Origin of the sequence: Winogradskyella psychrotolerans, from assembly GCF_018860545.1 — a bacterium.
Taxonomy (GTDB): Bacteria; Bacteroidota; Bacteroidia; order Flavobacteriales; family Flavobacteriaceae; genus Winogradskyella; species Winogradskyella psychrotolerans_A.
On sequence record NZ_JAHKPN010000027.1, the window covers coordinates 1 to 23,030 of the forward strand.

The window sequence follows — 23,030 nt, forward strand, 5'->3', positions numbered from 1 at the left end:
GATAATACACAGTACGCTGTGGTGCCGTAATTGAATCCTGTGACTGGTACTGAGGCTGCTGTAAACTCTATTGTCGCTGCATAGGAACCTGATGATGTACAGGTATCTTCATCTCCTTCGTAAGTGTAAGTCACATCGTGTTGTCCTACACTAGCTGAAGTCATATCTACAGCTCCCGTTGTGGCATCTACCGTTAACGTTGTGGATGTAAAGGTACCTCCTGTTGCAAAATCAGTTATCAAACTTGGTGTTGGGTTTACTGTTGAAACTACACAGGTTGTATCATAGGTAAATGTCAGTTCTGGTGTGAAGGATTCACTTACAACCACTTCTATTTCTGCGCGTGGGCCTTCACAGCCTTCGGCATCTACATAAGCAGCATAATATGTAATTGTGCTTACTACTGAGGTATCTGGTGTTGGTGCGGTGGCAGCGCCTGTGCCTCCTACAGCTTGGGTGAACCACATTAAACTGTAGGTATCTGATGATGTTGCTGTCAGTTGTGATGCTGCATCTCCTAGACAATATTCTACTGGACTCGTCACTTCTGGTGTGTCTGAAATACCGTTGTACGTGATTTCGATGTCATATGAACAATACGACGTTTGCCATGTAAAAGTGTAAACTCCTGGTTGTACAAAATTAGTAATAGTTGTTGTATTACTAGTAGCATCGGCTATTGTAACTGCCCCTGGATTAGAATCACTTGGCATCCATATACCAGATCCATTAGCTTCTATATTGGCAATTGTATTATCACAATCTACTGTAAATGGCTCTGTTACAATAGTGTTATTCGGAGAAAATTCAACCGCATCTATAATATTTCCAATGACATTGTCACCAACAGCTCTAAAAATAAACCTCGTCACGGACTGCCCTTCAGGAATTTGGTATTCACCTGATATTAATGTCCAAGCTTGTACCTCTGCTAAATTTTGACTGATGACCGTGTAAGGTCCACCTGGAGAACCTGCTAATAATTGTATAATATTTTCTTCAGCTCTTGCAAGGTGTGCATAACTAAAATCATATAACGTTATTTCAGAAGTATCAAAATCTCTATAATACCCTTTGACGTTTGGATCTTCAGGATCTATCGGTTCGTTTTCATCGGATAGTAATTGAACACATTGTGTGCCCTCATAAGCATCAAAGCCAGGTGCATTTATTCCTTCCCATATAAAAATAGCTTGCCAATCTAAATTAGATCTCCAACCTGGCATCGGCTGAATAGCAGCTATTGAAGTAATACCACTTAAATAATCTAAACCAGGCTCTTCAAAACCTCCATTAACCGTTTCAACATCACATAAATCTAAAGGAGTTCTTAAACACACTTGAAATCTACGATCATTAGGCTCTGAACTATTTAATGTTAATCTTAATTTATAGTTGTCACCAACAACTAACTCTGAAGCATACATTGCCACTAACACTTTATCATAAGTACAAGCTATTTCTTGAAGACTACCTCCATTGTCTTTGTAAAGTGTCATAGTAATGTCAGGATAGGGCATATCTCCACTTGTATCATAAAAACTACCTGTAAAACCGTTGATTTCAATAATATGCACTAATGATTCGGCCGTAAAATCGAACCATACATCACCAGCATTTTCACCATCACAACTTAGAGCTTCAGCAGAAACTGTTGCATCTACGAATGAAACTTCTGTGACTTTAAGATCACAAGATTCATCTGCATTTATAGGAAGGGTTAAAGCGGTTGTCACATCATCATTTCTTACAAAATCGAAAGGACCAGACCAATAGCTTTCGCCATCAGCACTACAAACGGCTCTTACAAAATACTCATAGGTCGCTGCATAAGGATCATTAAAATCTGCCGCAGTTGGTGTATATGAATTAGTTGAAACAATGGTTCCTGATTCTGGAAGAGTTCCATTTTCAATCGGTTGAATAGCAACTTCCCACTCCGTTTCACTTCCGCCCGGCGTCCATGACATTACATTGGTATCACTAATAGCTAAATCCGTAGGTTGCGGACAAGAAATTTCGCCACAAATGGCAGTGCCTTCATAAACGGTTCTTCTTAAAGGAATATTTAAAGGACTTAAGTACACTGAAACTCCTTCACTATTTAGAATTTCAAATTGGTAATTTTCATATTGTGATTGAGCACTACCTAAAGTCGCAAAGAATACAGAAAATTCGACACCTGAACATAAAAAGACCGTAAACTCTTCAGCATCTTCTCCATTGAATGGCAATGATTGTGTTACTTGATTATTTTGAGTGATATCTAGTGATGCAGATATACTCCAATCACTAGTTAGTATAAACGTATATTGGCATAAATTATCGAAACTACATTTAGTTGTAACGACCTCTGGTTCTGTCCACTCTGCATTACTGCCATCACAGATAGCTCTAATATAAATATCATACATTGTTGAAGGCTCTAATCCTGTAATTGTATATGGATTTGTTGAAGCATTATATAAATAAGCCGGATCTGTATCACCTACTGGTGCCGGAGTTCCTGATGGCTGTACTGAAATCTCCCATTCTGTTTCAGTTCCATTTACTTCCCAGCCCAAATCGACTTCAGTATCGGTAATATTGTTAATGGTAATATTAGTCGGTTGTGCACATTCTGGCACATCTTCAATATTTACATTATCTAAGAAAAATACTTGACCTCTATAACCTTCAGGGCTCGGTGGAAAATAAGGGATGTGAAACGCAATATTGATATCACCAGAAATACCTGGAGGAAAATTTAATACTTTCACCTTGTATTCTGCATTATTAATGGTCACAGGATCTTCATCTGAATCGTATAAAACCGTTGTAAACTGATCTAAACCACTTCCGTTGGTTGATAATAGCACTTCTAAATCTTCTATATAATAACCGCTATATGCGCTGTAATAAAAACGTACACGTTGATTTTCTGTAATCGTAATTGTTGGAGAAATCAACCAATCGTCACTATTTCCATTGGTGGTTGTAGGAATACCTGCGGATTGATCTCCTTCGTATGGCTCAATCGCACTATCTAAATTCCAGAAGTAATAATCTTCATTGTTATTAACGATCTGCCAACAGTCAGCAGACTCAGAATCTGTATTAAAAGTTTCAACAAAAGGGCTTGTAAATGATGCACACAATGTTCTAAACTGCATAGGGCCAATCCATTCGCTAGTACCATCACCACAATTAGCCATAACGTAAAATTCATATTCCGTATCTGGTAATAAATCGGTTGCCAAATAACTAGTTGTTTCAACAGCTGTTCCATCTTCAGTTGGCACACCAGATCCTGCAGGTTGCACAACAATATTCCAATCTTCTTCGTCATATCCAGCAGACCAAGTTACATCGGCTGTAGTTTCAGTCGTAGTATTTACCACTAAGTCAGATGGATTAGGACATGTAGGAGCATCGGTAATCCTCACATCATCAATACTTAATATTGACCACGTACCTGTAAATTCTGGTGGCACTCTAAACGCGAAGTAAACCGTTCCTGTACCTTCTACTATTATCGTTTTTTCTTCATACGTACTATTCGATATAATTTCTAATGGTGAAATCACAGAAAAGCTACCAGGATTCGTATTAGTTGTAGACATTAACACTTCTAAACCAAAACGTGTGGCACTAGAAAATAATGAAAAATCTGCTCTAACATTAAATTTTAAAGCTTTAGGAGTCCCATCTAAATTTATAGCTGGTGAAATTAAATAATCATTAAAACCTGTAGGAGGTGTAAATATGGATGTTTGCAACAAGGCATGGTAATCATCAATAATCCAAGTTGTTCCATCATTGTTTGCGTCTGTAGTTTTCCAACAAAATTTTTGAGTATCTGAATCTTCATCATCAAAACTTTCATAAAATGGAGTGTCGTAGGACGTACACAAGGTGGTAAATTCTATGGGACCAACCCACTGACTTTGGTCATCTTCTGCACAAACTGCTCTTACATAAAATTCATATCTATTACCAGACTCTAAATCATTTGCCATATATGGAAAATTACTAGAAGTAATAATCCCTGGTTCAGTAGGCAAACCTGAATTTAAATCTTGAATCGCTAATTCCCATTCTGTTTCTACATCACCAGGAGTCCAGAATAACCACGCAGAATCGTCTGTAATTTGAAGTACGAATGGATTTAATGGATCCGGACACGTTGGTTTGTCTTCGATGTAAACATCATCTATAGAAACCCTTAACGCCGTTTCCGTCGTATTTGGTTCTACAATCCATGCGATATTAACCTCACCAACGATATCTTCTGGCAAATCCACAATGATTTCTTGAAAACTTGTATTATTAATTGTGGTTGCTGGTAAAACGACAGTTGAAAAATCATCAATACCAACACCTGTGGTTGACAATTTTACGGTATATGTTGACGCTCCTTGAGTTGAGCTATGCTTATAGCGAATACGTTTTGGTGTGCCATCGAAATTAATACGCGGTGACACATAAAAATCATTATTCTCATAGCGCGCGGTTGATGTTCTTACAGTTGCCCATCCTCCAATAAAATTCCATGTCACATCATCACCATTACCATCAATGGTTGTCCAACATGGTTCTGGATTTTCGTTTGTAGCATTATTAAAATCAGTAAAATATGGTGTGTCAAATGATGTACATTGTGTTGTAAAGGTTGAAGGATTACTCCAGCTACCAGGTGAACCATCACATATAGATCTTACATACAAATCGTAGGTTGTAGCAGTTGTCAATCCTGTATTAATAACGTTTCCAATATTTGTATTTGTCGTTATACCAGCACCTGTTGGTTCACCAGCACCTGTAGGAACAACAACATACTCCCAAGTATCTGCAAAACCACCAATATTATCCCAAGAAAACTCTACACTGTTCTCTGTTAAACCGTTATAAGTAAAATCAGCTGGTGGAGCACATGTTCCGCCAGAAATTTCTAATTCAAAACACATACCTGCTCCAGATGAAAATAAAGTAGAGACTACGATAACATAGGTTTCACCTGCTTCTACAAATAAATTATTTATATATTTTGATTCGAAACCATTAGTCGTATTTACACCTGCAATACAGTTGACACCAACAGAAGAGCAACTATCATATACCAGAAGGGTACTAAGCGCATTATAGCAGTTATCAGATTGATCACCTCCATCAAATGTAGTTTGTTTTAGGGATATTAACTCGTCTTGCGTTGGAGTGTATGTAAAAAACACTTTATCTCCATTTAAATAGTTAGTTCCATCCGCACCTGAAATACAGTTGGTTCCTTGAGTGGTATAACTAACAGCTGGATTTGCCCAATTAGCTAAATTATCTGCAAATACATAAGGCGTTGATGAAACATCAGTAATACTAATAGGAGTTTCACAAGACAATCCATATTTTAAAGTTTCAAACGTGTATGGTCCCGTGAAGGCACTCTGTGTTTCGTTGTCACAGATTGCAGCCAAATAGATATCAAAGGCTGTTTCAGGGTCAAGATTCATTAAGATATAACTTGTGCCTGACACTGCAATACCACTCTCAGCAGGTACACTACCTTGAGGAATTATTTGGATTTCAAAATCATTAGCAGTTGGATGCGACCATGTGACTTCTGCAGTATCTACCGTTATATCGCTTATGGTAACCGTACTATCGTCAATTTCAGTACAGCCCTCTAAAATAGAAACGCTATCTACAAACCATTCATCGCCTGTCGGTGTTGCTCCGTTTTGCGTATTTACAGCTACAAATGCAATATATATATTTAGTCCTGCTGGAATTGAAGTAGGAATCTCAATCACCTTCTTTTCATATTCTGTTTGATCACCTACATTTAAATTTGATTCTGTATACGACTGAATCGTAATATTAAAGCCATTCACATCTGGCTGCGCAGCCGTAGAAAGTCTAATTTCGTATTGCGCTCCATTATCAATAGCGCTTGCTTGTTTAGTATAAAACTGAATTTCACCATTTTCTGGCACCTCAATTTGCGGAGTGACTAAGAAATACTGAGCAGTATTTTGATCACCTATATTATCTGCAGATGGATTTATAGAAGCTCCACTTGTACCTAAATACCCATCTGTAGTAGACGACCAATTTTGAGAACCGATACCATTATTTATAAGCGTCCATTCTGATGGGTTTGTTGGAATACCACTATCAAAACTTTCATCTAATTGTGCAAATCCTTTGAGTGAAATAAATAAAAAAAGCGTTAAGGCAAAACAAATTTTTAAGTCTTTAAACATTATAATCGAAGAAAAACGGGATTGTTTTGCTACCGATTTTTGTAACTTGTGTCTCATGTGGATCAATTTCAGAATTAATAATTTACTGCTAAATATATATCTATATCATCTATATATATAGCTTAAGTCTTTATTTTTTCCCGAAATCTAACAGTCAAAACCAACACTCAAAACACTGACTGACAACAAAATAATACCAAAATAGATCTTAATTGATTTTAATGGAAGGTTTTATGTTTTGAGTGCTTTCTATTTTTTGCTGAAGTGCTTTTATCGCTTTAATATTTTTTATTTCAATAAAAAACACAACACTAATGAAGATTAATACTAGAGCAATTAAAATGAAAATTCTATTCTTAAATTTCGATTGAATACCATTGAGGTCATCATCTAATTTTTTAGAATTTTCAGTAATCGATATACTAACAGAGTTACGTTCAGATTTTTTAATTTCTAGTTGAGTTTTTAGAAAGAGTTCATAGTATTTTTGATATTGACTCCAATTATTTAGGGCTAGATAATTTTCAAATAACCCCTTATATATTCCTAAATTTAAAACTAAATCCCCTACATTTTTAGATTCTTCTAATGCCGATTGCAGAAGTAAAACAGACTCCTGGTATCTACCTTCGAGCGTCTGTACTTCTGCCATGCCTTTTTCCGCAAAAGAAACTAAGCTACTCGCATTTTCTAGATTTGCTAATTCTCTAGATTTATTAAAACTCTCTTTTGCATTTGCATATTCTGAAAGCAATATCTGGCAATTTCCTATATTATAATGTCCTATACTTCTATTATGATGATGTCTACCAAGTCTTTCGTATTCCTTTAATCCTTTTTTGAAAAACTCTACAGCAATATCACAATTTAAATTATCTTTATAAACAAAGCCTTTTACTAAATAGCTGGATGCCAAGGTTCCTCCAATAGCATCTCTATCAGGGTAATTGAAACATCTCTTTTCAACTTCCTCCATATATTCTATCGACTTATCATAAATTTTCATTTGTTGGTATAAAATACCGGTTCTAAATAAAATTTCGATTTGTAGTTTTTTATTATCTATTTGACTAGAAAACTCACTAGCTTTAACGATATAATCTAAAGCTTTTTGATAATCTCTTTTTGATGTATACGCCGTAGAAACGATCATTAACGCATTAGTTCTTATTTCTTTAGAAAAAGAGCTATTATCATATATAGCTAAAGCTGATGAAATTGCTTTATTAGGATCCTTAAATACTGCCTTTGTTGCTTCAATAACCAAACTATCTCCTTCTTTGTCTACAATTTGCATAGCGAAGAGAGACGATGTAACAAAGAGTAACACGCACAACAGAAGGCTATATTTTAATTTTAGATACATTAAGTTTTCTTATTATTTATAATTTCTTCTCGTTCTATTTTTAATAAATTGATGAATGTCGCTGGCGACATCCCAACGATTCCCTTGAAAACCGTTGTAAAATTACTGTGAGAAGAAAAACCACTTTCATCCGCTAAAAAGCTAATCTTATAATTAATATAATTGGTATCGTTTTTTAATTTCTCAATTATATAATTAATTCTAAGCTTGTTTATAAAGGTGTTAAAATTATCGTTATAGTTTTTGTTGATAATTTCAGAAAGATATTTGGTATTGGTTTCAAATTGTCCGGCTAATAAGGCAAGCGACATGTCTTTGCTTAAGTACTTTAAAGATCTTTCAAATCGCTGTAATTTTAGGAGTATATTTTGCTCTGTTTCTTCTGGTATTACTAAACGTTTATTGGTTTGCCTTTGTACTGTTTGTGTTGGCTTAACCGTTGTAACAATATTACGGCTTACCTCTAAATAATTAATAATCTCTCGTCTACGCTTTTTTCTATTTTCACTTTTTATTAGAATTAAAATCCCAATAATGACAATGAATATGGCTACTGCAAATGAAAAGAATAAGTACTGATTGTATTTTGAATTATAACGATCCAATTGACTTTCTTCTTGACTACTAATAATATTGAAATAGGTATTAACCGATTGCTGTTCAATCTCCTCAATTGTCGTATTTAGATTTAAAAATTTTTTATAATAAACATTATGTTGATTATTCTGATTTGAAGCTAAATAATTAATTGCCAACCCTCTATGAATCTGCTCTAATAAAAATGGATTATCTAAAATTTCAGCAAACTGTAACGCAATAAATAAGGTTTCTTTACTTTTTTTAAACTCTTTATTTTGAAGAAACAATAATCCTGACTCCTTATAAATCAGGGCTTTTTCGTACAAATTATTATTTTGAGTGGTGTTTAATAACTCAAATGTTTTATCGATATATGCAAAAGCAGAATCGTATTGAGTTAAACTATTATAAGCTTTTGCAGTTACTAAATAATGGGCTCTTTTTTTATTTACATTGTTATTTAAAAAACTGTTAAATTGAATTTCTGACGCTTTTACCTCTGCTATGGCTTCATCAATATTTAGCCGATCTAACAGCATATTTATATGCTCTAAAAAAATATTAAATTCAAAAGTTTCTTTATCAATTAAATTTTCAGAGTTTAAAGTCCTCGCTATATTAAGGCATTCTATAGATTGGGTATCTAAATAGAGTTTTCGTAACAATGTCGCCTTTAATATATTATTTTCTATTTGCGTCTGTACATCGACTTCTTTGGATTGGTTGATATCATCAAAAGCAAAAATAATAGCATTATCATAATCTCCTTTAGCTAAAAAACTTTTGGCCAATAGCAAATTTGCAGTTGCAGTCTCATTTGGTCCTTGACTAATATTTGAGATATGGTCTGCTATTTTAATAGCTTCAACCGGATTAGAATAAACAAGCTCCTCTGCCTTTAAAACCAAATCATTTTGCTGGGTATGCACATGTATTGACCATAGCAAGCTAAGCATTACAAATCCACAAATTTTTCTTAGCGGAAATCCGTTACTATGATAAAATGACTTTATATTTATTAAATTTAATTTCATGTAATAACTATAATACAAATATAGTTTTCAAGCCTATAATGATTAGAAAATGAATTAGCTTTCAGTTAGAACTACTTTGTAGCACCATAATATAGCCATAAATGTATTAAACTATATCTATACAACGTCACAATATAAATATAGATTTTTTTTTACGCTCTAAAATTTTTAAAAAACGCATAAAAAAAAAGCAGCCTTAAGGCTGCTTTTTCTAAAAAACAATGTTGTTTTAAACATGGGTTATAATTTACATACAACCCATGTACTTAATTTGCTATTAATTAATTGAGGTCACTACAGATTATTTTTTAACAACTTTAATCGTATTTTGAGAATCATTAGTAGTTATGGTAACAAAGTACACACCACTATTTAAATTCTCCATATTAATTATTGTCTCTAGGCTATTAGGATTAGCCACCTGCACTTTTTGACCAACAATGTTGTGCACACTTACATTTGAGATTGTGCTTTTCGCTTCAATCGTTAAAGTATTTATTATAGGGTTTGGATAGTATTTAAATGTGTCTAAAGTATTTGATGCTGTACTTAAGGTCGCGTCTGGATAAACTAATAAATCAAAAGATTCAATAATATTACTGTCAAAACTAAAAACTGATATTAAATACGTGTTTCCTCCAACTAATTCTACAGAGCGTTCACCTGAATTATAACAATAGGTTTCGGCAACATAATTATTAGCTGTTAATGAACAATCATCTGTATTGAATATTGTGTAATTAGGATAACCTACAGTATTTGTAAGGTTAAAGTGATAAGTACCAGTGTAGCTAGGTGTAAAGCTATACCAAATAGTTTTAGCTGATGATGCACAAGACTCAGAAGAAGAATAAGCGTTAGCAAAATCACCTGAAATCAAATTATCACCTGTTGCATCTGTAGATTCAGATAAGATTGTTGGTGTAGCACAACTATCATTTTCAGCAGGAGGTGGCAATTTAAATATACATAAATCGAAGTCAATACCAGGTCCATCATCTCCAGATCTCACCATTACATAATAGCTTTCACCACTAGTCGCTGAAAGCACATAAGGATCCGTATTGTAACAATTTGTACTTTCTTCAACTAAAGCTCCACAAGTTCCTGAATAAACAGAGAAATATGAACTTGTATCATACTGCGTTCTTTCGAAAGAAAGCTTGTATAAACCAGTTTCAGGTGCTGTAAAAACATACCATACGTCTTTATAAAACGCTGTAAAATCAGCGTTACAGCTATTATCATCCGAAATTGTTGCTCCTACTGTAGTTCCAGTAATCTGGTTATCACAACTTTCATCAGTTGACACGTTTAATACTGTAGCATTAGCACACTCATCATTAATTGGTGCTGCAGGTGCCTCTTTTAAACAGATGTCAAAATTTTGAGCATATTCTCCATCTGTACTCGCGCTATTTCTTAAGTAATACGTGTTACCTACAGTTAAATTATTTAATGTAATGTAGTTGCTAAATGATGTTACACAAGCCAAACTTGTAAAAGAACCACAGCTACCTTCTAATAATTCAGTCGCCTGAATTATACCCCCATCACCAATTGCCGCAACAACATTTGAGTATTCTAATATAATCGTTTCTTGAGTAGCCTCAAAGCTAAACCAAACATCGTTATTATTTGTATAATCACAATTTATAGGGTTACTAGTAGATTCTGTAGCTCCAGCATTAGTTGCGCTAGTGAAAATCGTACAAGTATCATCTGTATTAATTGTTAAAACCGTACTATTTACACAATCGTCATTTGATGGTGGACAATAAAAGTACGTTGAGTCTGAATAAGAACAGTCACTATTATCATTGTTAGTTAATGTAAACTCAACTGTAGTTCCAGTAGCATAAGGACCAACATTTACGATTCCTGTAGAAGCAATAGCATCGTTTGAATAACCAAAATTATCCGTTAAAGTCACCCCTGATGCATCACCTAAATAATTAACATCAACATCCACAGAAAACTCACCTGAATCACATTCAGCAACTGGAGTAACCGTAAATTCAGGATTAATACAATCATTCTGAGTAATAATCATAGAATAAGAAAATGTACCGTCATAACTTGCACGACTCAATACAATAAAATAAGAATGACCAGCTAATAAAACAACATCTGTAAGTTCCATTGTATAAGGTGGCGCAGATGCATAACTATCTCCTAAGGTTGCAACACAATTTGAAGACGTATCCGGACACCCTTCCATAACGTGAATGGCAGCTGCATATTCAGATACATTGGCAAGACTAATATCTATTGACATATCTGCATCAGGTGTAATTTGATAGAATACATCATTACCTGTCATAAACGCTTCAGGATAACCACCACAAGGTCCTATATTAATATTATTTTCATAGTTAGCAGTGTCGTCATTTGCAACAATGTATGGAAGTGTAGCTATATCTATTGGGCTAGAACATGTTGCTCCTGCTATTGGTGTTAAACGTGTCGTAAAACTTTCTTCTGTACAACCTGTTGCACTACCAATACCATTAAATGGTACAATATTTACAAAATATTCTGTCTCATAAACCAAGCCTAAGCCATCTAATGAATAACTTGTAGTTGCTGTAGTAACAGCATCCACAATTTCATTTCCCCCTGAAGTCGTACCGACAGAAACCGAATAGCCTGTTGGTAAACCTGTAGCAGCTTCCCAAGTTAAAACGGTATTTAAATCAGCACTTGCAGATCCATTTAAAGGATTTAATAATACTGTATCGCAATTTGGCACTTCAGTTGCTATTTGCGTCATTGAAATATTATCTATTACCACAAATAATTTAGCCGTTGCAATTGTAGTTGCCGTTGCCACAAATCGCGCTTGAAAATCACTACCTGCAGTAAGTACGCCTAAATTAGTCACTGGTATTGAATAACAATTATCAACTCCGCTAAAGGTGTAATTTGAATCATCTACAGTATATGCAGTAATCCAATTGACACCGCCATCTAATGAATACTCAAGAACGACACTGCCCCAACCTTCTGCTGGTGCACTATATGTAATAGGTGGCCAAAATGTAGCTTGTTCTAATATATTTACAGAAAAACTAATAGTAAGGTCTGTATCATTAGTTATAGCAGTGTAGTTTTGAGTTGTAACAGTTGCTGACCCCGCAAATTCAAAACCTGCAACTAGCCCCTTACCTGATCCATCACATACAAAACCAGCTGTAGTGAAAAAATCCCCTGTTTGAGTCCAATCTGTCGGAAGCTCAAAGTCTGGAACATTATTAAAATTTTCAACAATCTCTACTTGAGAGAATGCTGTAATGCTTAAGAGCATCATAAAGTACAAAGTAATTTTTTTCATTGGTTTTTAGGATTTTAATTAATAGTGTGATTATTATTAGGTTAATCTTTCAAAACTCTAATATAGAACTAGAAATACATTATATAAAGTGATTGTTTGTAATATTTCCCGAAATATTAAAAACAAAAACCACACATAAAAACCTAACAAACAATGGTTTAAATAAAAATTAAGTTTTTATATTACTTTAGACACAAACTAAGCTAAATCTTGAAATTTTATTGAAATAGTCCATAAATACACAAGGATTAGATAGAAAAAATTTTAACGACAGCATCAATTTATCATGACAATAGACGTGAATTTTTAACAAAAAAAAATGCTTTAAGTACATCTACCTAAAGCATTTTTTATAAATAATTCAATACTATACTTATAACAAATGACTTTTAACCCTTCACAATCAAAAACTCAGAGCGTCTGTTTTGTGCGTCTTCATCTTCTGTGCAGTTAGATTTACAATCGATTTTTGGTGCTGTTGCTCCCATACCTTTTGCTGATAATCTATCTTTACTGATGCCTTTTGATATCACATACTGCATCGTAGATTGGGCACGTCTTTCGGACAATTTTAAATTGTAATCTGCTTGACCTTTTGAATCTGTATGTGATCTCACCATGATTTTCATCTCTGGATAATCCTTCATTATTTCTACCAATTTATCTAACTCTAAGGCTCCTTGATTGGTAATATTACTCTTATTGAACTCAAAATAAATGTTGTTTAACTTGACTTCAGTCTCTGTAATCATCTCATTTATAGGTTTTAAATCCGCATGAACCGTAACATCCTCACCTTCTGAAGCTGCAACTTTAAACGATGCCGTTTCATAGCCATCCATTGATACGTTTATGGTATACGTGTTCTCACAGCCCACATTAAAACTTGTGTTTCCTTTTATATCCGTTGCTTGTGCTGCTATTTCATTTAACTGCGCATCTGAAATGGTAACTTGAGCTCCTGAAAGTATCGTATTTGTAATTTGGTCTTTTACAAGCGCGATGGCTTTAAACTGGCATATAGGAATGGCCTGATAAATTTGATCTACTCCTGTTTTATTTGATGTAAAATAGCCGATTTTTAAAGTGGTATTAACACTAAAAGCAAAATCGTCTCTAGTAGTGTTAATTGCGTTTCCCAAGTTTACGGAAGTCTCATTGATTTTTAAATCGTATTTAAAAATGTCCAAGCCTCCAAAACCTTGTCTTCCGCTTGATGCAAAATATAATATATTATCTTCACTGATATAAGGAAAACCTTCTTTGCCTGAAGTATTCACTTTGGGGCCTAAATTCACTGGGTCTCCATAGCTGTTACCATTTATACTGATCTTCCAAATGTCTGAGTCTCCTAGTCCATTAGGCATATTAGAGGCAAAATACAACGTCTTTCCATCACTACTAATACTTGGGTGACTGACTGTATAGTCTATACTATTGATTGGTAAGGCTTCGATGTTGCCCCATTTTCCATCAACTAGCGTCGCTTTATAAATACCTTGCTGAGCGACTTTGACGCGTTTGCTTTTTAGCTTTTTAAAGGTACCATCACTATGACCATCTCGTGAGAAGTACATCGTTTTGCCATCAGCACTTATCGTTAAAGGACCATCGTGGTAGATTGTATTTAACTCACTGACTTCTTCTGGTGCTGATAAATCACCGTTTTCATCTCTAGTGGATTGATAAATATCTAAGTACGGTTGGTTGGTCCACGCATCTTCTTTGCCAGACGTTTTTCTTGTACTTACAAAGTATAAGATATTATCATTTGATAATACCGCTCCAAAATCACTTTGGGCTTCATCATTAATAGAAACACCCTCTACTTCAAAAGTTTTGGTGATATCTGCTAATTCTGGAATGTAGTTCGGGTTTGCTAAATGCGCTTTAGCGCGTTGATCGTTTGGTGCCAATTCTGCAAATTTATCCATTTGTGCATTTGCCTGATCATATTTCCCTTCTGACTTTAAAACTTGTGCATATCGAAAATACGTTTCCGCATCTTGTGTCGTTTCTAAAGCTTTTTTATACCAAATTGAGGCTTCCTTGATGTTAAACAAATGGTAATAACTATCAGCGAGTTGCTTATACACATAAGCATCTGCTTCATTATCGTCAACCACTTCGAGATACGCATCTATCGCATCTACATATTGATAGCCTTGGTAAAGCTTATCCGCTTTTTCGGTTTGTTTATTTTGTCCGTAGCCTAAAGTTACAAGTAAAAAAAGGCTGAAAAGACTGTATATTTTTTTCATTTTAAAACGTTTATTTTGTTAGAAAAATCTTGGTGAAATGGATACTTTTTTAGAGAAATTTAGGTCGAATAACAACATAATCTCATGGGAACCTGAAGACTTTATATTTAAATCTGAGGTCGTGTAATCATAAGCATAGCCGATTCTAATCTCTGGGGTGACCGCAAAATTGGCCATTGCTCCTACTGAGTCGTCTAAGCGATAGGTCGCTCCCACTTCAAACTTGTCATGAAACAAAAAGTTAGCCGATACGTCTAATGAGGTAGGTGCTTCAAATGCTGATTTCACTAAGAACGACGGTTTAAATTTTGTATTGGCTGATAGATCAAACACATAACCTGCGGATAAAAAATAGTGTAAGACTTCTGATCCGTATTCATATTGCTGACCGTTATTAGTCACATCTAAATAGGTACTCTTTAACATGTTTGGTACAGATAAAGACACATAGTAATTGTCTGTATAATAAAAGGCTCCTGCTCCAATGTTTAAATAGGTATTGCTCGTGTTTTCGCTAAAGGCTTCATCACCTGCATCTGGTACATAGCCATTACCGATATCACTAAACAAACCGATATTTTGGAATGTGGCTCCTCCTTTTATTCCGAAGGCTAATTTATGCTCTCCTCCTAAATTTAAGGTATATGAGAAATCGGCATACACGTTATTCTCTTCTACGGGTCCTATTTTATCTGAAATGACCGATAATCCCAATCCTACATTTTTACCTACTGGACTGTGCAGCGAAAGGGTTGCTGTTTTTGGTGCATCTGTAATACCAACCCATTGTGAGCGGTACAGTAATCCTATGGACAAAGCTTCATTAGAACCTGCATACGCCGGATTTACAACATTCATATTATACATGTACTGCGTGTACTGAGGGTCTTGCTGTGCGTTGGCACTCACTAAGATTATAAGTGTAAAGGCGAGTGTAAAATATACTTTTTCCATTTGTATTTTATATTGCTGTGTTTTCATTTATGATTACTGTGCTCTGTTTATAAATACCCATCCGGTTAATGAACTGCCATCCTCTTTATGAATCGTATAGAAATACGTGCCATCTGGTAAGTCGTCTCCGTTGTTGGTTTGTCCGTACCATTGGTTGGTATATGTACCATTAAAGTTATAAACCTTGACTCCATGACGGTTAAAGATGTTGAGTTCTTTAACTCCATAGCCTGATAAATCGAAGTCGTCGTTTTTACCGTTTCCATCTGGTGAGATTCCTCTTGGGATATCACGACAAGATAATCGTTCGGTGGTGTAGCTCGTGGTTACAGAACAACCTCCGAAGTCTATAGTGACTGAAAATTGTAAAGGCACTGTTACATCAGTGTTTTGACTTGCATAATCCGAAACATTAAACGTTTCTGAATTCTCACCAACAATAGTACCGTTGGCATCCATCCAGGTATAAGTGGCTTCATTACTTTCAAATGAACCATTTAATGGTGAAGCGGTAAGGATATAGTCTGAATCGTTACACTCACCTTCTACTCCGACTTCGATCGCATCGAGGATGGTGATGTTAAAGGTGCTTGTGTTATTTTCAATACAGTTTGAAATATCTTCTGAAATTTCATAGGAAACATTATAATTCCCTAAAGTACTTGATGAAACATTAATTTCTCCTGTTGTTGCGTTGATAGACAAACCACTTTCTGCACTAAACGTTCCTCCTGTGGTAAAGCCAGCAGATAGTTCTGGCAAAATAGAGCTACTATCAGCACAGTAAATATCTTCTACATAACTGAAGTCTGTTAATGGTGTGGTGCTTGCTGTAATTTCAATGGTTGCTGTGAACATACCTGAACCTGAACAGTTGGTCTCATCGGCTTCAACCGTGTAAGTTACCTCGTGACTTCCGGCTGTGGCTGTAGCTAAATCAATAGCTCCGGTAGTGGCATCAACCGTTAAACTTGTGGCACTAAACGTACCTCCTGTTGTAAAGCTTGGATCTAGTATTGGTGTTATCACTGTACTTGATAATACACAGTACGCTGTGGTGCCGTAATTGAATCCTGTGACTGGTACTGAGGCTGCTGTAAACTCTATTGTCGCTGCATAGGAACCTGATGATGTACAGGTATCTTCATCTCCTTCGTAAGTGTAAGTCACATCGTGTTGTCCTACACTAGCTGAAGTCATATCTACAGCTCCCGTTGTGGCATCTACTGTTAACGTTGTGGATGTAAAGGTACCTCCTGTTGCAAAATCAGTTATCAAACTTGGTGTTGGGTTTACTGTTGAAACTACACAGGTTGTATCATAGGTAAATGTCAGTTCTGGTGTGAAGGATTCACTCACAACCACTTCTATTTCTGCGCGTGGGCCTTCACAGCCTTCGGCATCTACATAAGCAGCATAATATGTAATTGTGCTTACTACTGAGGTATCTGGTGTTGGTGCGGTGGCAGCACCTGTGCCTCCTACAGTTTGGGTGAACCACATTAAACTGTAGGTATCTGATGATGTTGCTGTCAGTTGTGATGCTGCATCTCCTAGACAATATTCTACTGGACTCGTCACTTCTGGTGTGTCTGAAATGCCGTTGTACGTGATTTCGATGTCGTAAAAACAGTAACCAGCCTGCCAAGTGAATATATAAGTACCATTTTGCACAAAATTAATAACATCAGTTGTACTATTATTAGAGTCAACAATAGTTACTGGACCAGGGTTGTTTTCACCAGCAATCCATGTGCCTGTTCCATTTGCCATAAGTGTAGCAGAGGCATCGGTACAATCAACAGTGAAAGATGTTGTTACAATTTCATTATTAGCAACGATGTGAACGGCATCTATGACGTTACCTATGGCGTTATCTTTTGATCTAAATATAAATCGTGTTATTTCTTGTCCGGCTGGCACACTATATTCACCTGTAACTACATCCCATGCTAAGGTTGCCCCAAGGTGTTCGTTTACCAATGTGTAAGGACCATCAATTGGACCAGCGAATAACTCAATTGAATTATCATCAAATCTTGCCAAATGCGCATAACTGAAATCCATTAAGCTAATTTCAGACGTATCAAAATCTCTATAAAATCCTTTAACATTTACAGTATCATTAGGATCAATAGCGACACCTTGATCTGATAATAGTTGTACACACTGTCCACCTTCGTACGGCTGAAAACCTGGTGCGTTTAAAGATTCCCAATAAAAAATATCATTAGAAGAATCTAAATTAGAACGCCATCCTGGAACCGTATTCATAGAAATAATGGTAGTAACACCACTTAAACCGGTTAGATTAGGCTCTTCAAAACCACCATTTATCGTACTTCCATTACATAAATCGTCTGGTGTTTTAAGGCATACGCTAAATCTATAAGCGGTAGGGTTACTACTATTTAGGGTTAATCTTAATTTATAATTCTCACCTACAACTAATTCAGAAGCATACATAGCGACTAAGAGGTTGTCGTATGTACACGCTAATTCTTCAAGATTACCGCCACCATTATCTTTATATAAGGTCATTGTAAGTTCCGGATATAACGGATCTCCATTACTATCTCTAAAGCCACCGCTATAATTATTAACTTCTATAGTATGGATTAAAGATTCCGCTGTAAACTCGAACCAAACATCACCTCCATTTGTACCATCGCAACTCATAGTTTCCGATGACACTGTAGCTCCGATAAAGGAAGCTTCAACAATAGCTTCGTTACAAATTTCATTGTCATTAATTGGAATCGCAATGGCATTAGAAATATCATCATTTCTAATAAACCCGAAAGGACCAGACCAAAAACTTTCATCATCTGTACCACAAACTGCTCTCACAAAGTATTCATATGTCGCTGCATTTGGATCATTGAAATCAGCGTCAGATGGCGTAAAGGAGTTTGTTGACACAATAGTTCCTGATTGTGGAATTGTACCATTTTGAATTGGCTGTATCGCTACTTCCCATTGCGTTTCAGAGCCACCTGCGGTCCATGAGAATACGGATTGGTCATCGATTGATAAATCCGTTGGTTGTGGACAAGTAATCGTTCCACATATTGAAGTACCGGTATAAACGGTTGTCCTTAAAGCAATACCTTCTGGACTAGAATACACTAATACACCATCACTATCTAACACATCAAACTGATAACTAGAGTATTGATCTTGATTACTTCCTATGGTATCAAAATATGCTGAAAACTCCGCACCAGAACATAAAAATACCGTAAATGATTCTGCATCATTTCCTTCGAATGGCAATGATTGTACGACTTGATTATTTTGAGTAATATCTAAGGTTGCAGACACATCTGTTTCACTGGTCAATAAAAATGTATATTGACATAAGTTTTCGAAACTACATTTGGTAGTAACTACTATTGGACCTGTCCATTCACCATCATTGCCGTCACAAACTGCTCTTACATAGACATCGTACATTGTTGAAGCCTCTAACCCGGTTACGGTAAAAGGATTTGTAGTGGCATTATACAAATACTCAGGATCTGTATCTCCAATTGGAGCTGAAGTTCCGGTTGGTTGCACTGATATTTCCCATGCGGTTTCAGAACCATTAGCTTCCCAATGGACCTGCACTTGAGTATCCGTAATATTATCAATAAATACATTAGTTGGTTCGGCACACTCTGGTACGTCTTCAATATTTATATTATCTATTGCTAATGTTTGTCCTCTGTATGTATTTGTACTTGCAAAAAATGGCACATGGAATGCAATGTTAATATCCCCCGAAATACCTGCAGGGAAATTAACAATCTTCACCTTATATTCAACATTGTTTATGAGGACAGGATCCGCATCAGAATCGTAAAGTACGGTTGTAAATTGATCTAAAGCCGCACCATTAGTTGAAAGAAGCACGTCTAAATCTTCAGTAAAGAAGCTATCATTTACTCTATAATAATATCGTAGTCGTTGATTTTCTGTAATAGTAATGGTTGGTGAAATAAGATAATCGTCATTTAGACCATTTGTACCTGTGAACATTACAGCAGCTTGGTCTCCTTCATAGGTAAAGCCTGTCGTATTTAATTCCCATGTCTCGTTATCATTATTATTATTTACAACTCTCCAACAACTTTCAGATTCCGAATCAGAATTAAAGGTTTCAACAAATGGAGATGTGAGCGGGTTACATAGCGTTGTAAAGATCACTGGCCCCACCCATTCACTGGTACCATCACCACAATCGGCCATGACATAAAATTCGTAAGTTGTGTCCGCAGATAAATTGTCTGCTGTATAACTTGCTGTAGTTACTGCCACTCCAGAATCCGTTGGAACACCAGTGCCTTGTGGTTGCACAACAATATTCCAATCGGCTTCGTCATATCCAGCAGTCCATGATAAATCTGCACTTGTAGTATACAATCCATCAACCAATAAATCTGTAGGATTTGGACAAGATGGAGCATCAGTAATACTTACGTCATCTATACTTAGAATAGAAGCAGCACCTGTAAATTCTGGTGGCACTCTAAACGCAATATAAACAGTACCTGTACCTTCTATAACAACAGAGTTTTCAATATAATTAGGATTTGTAAAAACTTCTAAAGGTAAAATTTCAGTAAAACTTGTTGGATTGGAATTGGTTGTTGACATGAGTACCTGAAGCCCAAATCGTGGAGACCCAGTAAAGAATGAAAATTCAGATCTATACTTATATTTTAAAAGTTTTGGTGTTCCGTCTAAAACAATGGCAGGTGAAATTAAATAATCATCATAATCCGTTGCTGCATTGATGTAAGCATCTGTTTCGTCAATTATCCAAGAACCATTGTCTGTATTCCAACAAAACTTTTGGGTTTCTGAATCGTCATCATTGAAACTTTCAACGAACGGAGTATCATAAGATTCACATAAAGTTGTAAACGCAACAGGTCCAACCCACTGACTTTGATCATCCTCTCCACAATACGCTCTTACGTAAAACTCGTATCGTTTTCCTGAATCTAAGTCCGTTGCAATATAAGGTAAATTACTATCTACCAATATGCCACTTGTTGTTGGCACTCCAGAACCTAAATCTTGTATCGCTACTTCCCACTGCGTTTCCCCATCACCAGCTGACCAAAATAACCAAGCTGAATTGGTGGTTATTTGTGATGGTAAAACAAATGGATTCAAAGGATCTGGACAGGTCGGTTTATCTTCGATATATACATCATCGATAGACAGCCTTAAAGCCGTTTCTGATGTATTAGGCTCAATAACAAATGCAATATTTACATTACCCGTAATACCGTCAGGAATATCAACGATATTTTCAATAAACCCTGTATTGTTTATAGAGGTTTCAGGTAAAACAACTGTAGTAAAGTCATCCACTCCAACACCCGTTGAGGATAATTTTATAGTATACGTTGAAGTGCCTTGAGTTGTTCTATGCTTATAACGTATTCTTTTTTGAACTCCATCGAAATTAATTTGAGGAGAGACATAATAGTCAGTACTTATTCCATTGACATTATTCACCCTTGTTTGCAAAGTTGCATAACCACCAATAAAAGCCCATTGAGTACCATCGCCGTTGGCATCAATAGTTGTCCAACAAGGCTCTGGAGTTGCATTTGTAGCAGAAGCAAAATCGGTAAAATATGGAGTATCAAATACAGTACATTGCGTTGTAAAAGTTATTGGAGTGCTCCAAACACCAGGTGTACCACTACAAACAGATCTTACATAAAAATCGTAAGTAGTTGCTGGTGTTAATCCTGAATTAATTAGGTTATCTGTATTTGATATTGTAGCAGTACCTGAACCAGTTGGCTCACCTGCACCTGTTGACACAATTGCATATTCCCAAGAATCTGAAAATCCGCCAATATTACTCCATGAAAAGTTAACACTATCTTCGGTTAGACTATTGTACGCAATATCGCCTGGAGGTGCACATGTAGGCGCCGATATTTCAAGTTCAAAACAGATTCCTGCAGTCGTTGTTAACTCGGATGACACAACAATTATATAAGTTTGTCCTGCTTCTACATATAGATTAGATATGGTTTTAGGATCGAAAGCACTAGTCGTTATAACACCTGCAGTACAATTTACACCAACATCTGCACAACTGTCATAAACAAATAACGAACTTCTACTATTATAGCAATTGTTACCATTTGCTCCACCGTCAGTTCCTGTTTCTTGTGTTAAGCTTAATAAACCATCTTGAGTTGGTGTATAAGATAAGAATATCTTATTCCCATTTAAATAATTCGTTGTTGTAGAACCTGCTACACAATTATTTCCTTGAGTTGTATACGTTACATCTGGATTGCTCCAATTATCCAAATTATCTATTAGCACATAAGGAGTTGTGGAAATATCTCCAATTTCAATTGGTGCCTCGCAAGACAAACCAAATTTTAATGTTTTAAACGTATAAGGCCCTGTAAAAGCACTTTGTGTATCATTATCACATACGGCAGATAAGTAAATATCAAATTCTGTATCTTCATCTAAATTGTTCAGAGCATAAGATGTACCTGTTACGGGAATACCACTATCTGCAGGAACTCCACCAACAGGTAAAATTTGAATTTCAAAATTTGAAGCTGTAGGATGTGACCATGTGACTTCTGCACCATCAACTGTAATATCACTAATGGTAACATCTGCATCCTCAATTTCTGCACAACCTTCTAAAATAGAAACGCTATCTACAAACCATTCATCACCAGTAGGTGTTGCTCCATTTTGAGTATTTATAGCTACAAATGCTATATAAATATTTAATCCTGCTGGAATTGAAGTAGGGATCTCTATGACCTTTTTTTCATAATTGGTTTGAGCTCCAACATTTAGATTCGCTTCGGTATACGATTGAATTGTAATGTTAAACCCATTGACGTCTGGTTGGGCTGCCGTAGAAAGCCTTATTTCATATTGTGAACCATTATCAGCTTCACTACCTTGTTTGGTGTAAAATTGAATTTCACCATTTTCGGGAACGGTAACTTGAGGCGTTACTAAAAAATACTGAGCCGTATTTTGGTCGCCAATATTTTCTGCACTTGGATTTATAGAAGCTCCATTTGTACTTAAATACCCGTCTGTTGTTGAAGACCAATCTAGAGTACCTACTCCATTATTAATAATGGTCCATTCTCCTGGGTTTGTTGGAATGCCACTATCAAAGTTTTCTGCTAATTGTGCGAAACTATAACTTGAATAAAGTAACATGAAAAAAAGCATTAAAATCAGTCTTGATTTAGTGCTTTTAAAACT

Annotated in this window: 7 protein-coding genes; all 7 read right to left on the reverse strand. The window is 35.7% G+C overall.

What is annotated here, in order from left to right:
• A partial coding sequence (locus KO515_RS10230) for a choice-of-anchor J domain-containing protein (protein ID WP_215936268.1) occupies positions 1-6,293 on the reverse strand: 6,293 nt, incomplete at its 3' end.
• 151 nt (positions 6,294-6,444) lie between these two features.
• Positions 6,445-7,533, reverse strand: a complete 1,089-nt coding sequence (locus KO515_RS10235; protein ID WP_215936269.1) for a tetratricopeptide repeat protein — start codon at positions 7,531-7,533, stop codon at positions 6,445-6,447.
• A gap of 68 nt (positions 7,534-7,601) precedes the next feature.
• Complete coding sequence (locus KO515_RS10240; protein ID WP_215936270.1) at positions 7,602-9,215, reverse strand: helix-turn-helix domain-containing protein; 1,614 nt, start codon at positions 9,213-9,215, stop codon at positions 7,602-7,604.
• 301 nt (positions 9,216-9,516) lie between these two features.
• Complete coding sequence (locus tag KO515_RS10245) at positions 9,517-12,549, reverse strand: T9SS type A sorting domain-containing protein (protein WP_215936271.1); 3,033 nt, start codon at positions 12,547-12,549, stop codon at positions 9,517-9,519.
• 389 nt (positions 12,550-12,938) lie between these two features.
• Positions 12,939-14,810: an OmpA family protein gene (locus tag KO515_RS10250; protein WP_215936272.1), complete on the reverse strand. Its 1,872-nt coding sequence runs from the start codon at positions 14,808-14,810 to the stop codon at positions 12,939-12,941.
• An 18-nt stretch (positions 14,811-14,828) separates the two neighbouring features.
• On the reverse strand, positions 14,829-15,764 hold the full coding sequence (locus KO515_RS10255) for a PorP/SprF family type IX secretion system membrane protein (RefSeq protein ID WP_215936273.1): 936 nt from the start codon (positions 15,762-15,764) through the stop codon (positions 14,829-14,831).
• Positions 15,765-15,797: 33 nt separating this feature from the next.
• A complete protein-coding gene (locus tag KO515_RS10260; RefSeq protein WP_215936274.1) occupies positions 15,798-22,985 on the reverse strand; it encodes a choice-of-anchor J domain-containing protein in 7,188 nt (2,395 codons plus the stop codon).
• Positions 22,986-23,030 lie beyond the last annotated feature (45 nt).

Excerpts from the sequence above, each read along its gene's own strand:
- KO515_RS10235 (WP_215936269.1), bottom strand. The coding sequence starts at position 7,533 with ATGCAAATTGTAGACAAAGAAGGAGATAGTTTGGTTATTGAAGCAACA.
- KO515_RS10260 (WP_215936274.1), bottom strand. The coding sequence starts at position 22,985 with ATGTTACTTTATTCAAGTTATAGTTTCGCACAATTAGCAGAAAACTTT.
- KO515_RS10250 (WP_215936272.1), bottom strand. The coding sequence starts at position 14,810 with ATGAAAAAAATATACAGTCTTTTCAGCCTTTTTTTACTTGTAACTTTA.
- KO515_RS10240 (WP_215936270.1), bottom strand. The coding sequence starts at position 9,215 with ATGAAATTAAATTTAATAAATATAAAGTCATTTTATCATAGTAACGGA.
- KO515_RS10255 (WP_215936273.1), bottom strand. The coding sequence starts at position 15,764 with ATGGAAAAAGTATATTTTACACTCGCCTTTACACTTATAATCTTAGTG.
- KO515_RS10245 (WP_215936271.1), bottom strand. The coding sequence starts at position 12,549 with ATGAAAAAAATTACTTTGTACTTTATGATGCTCTTAAGCATTACAGCA.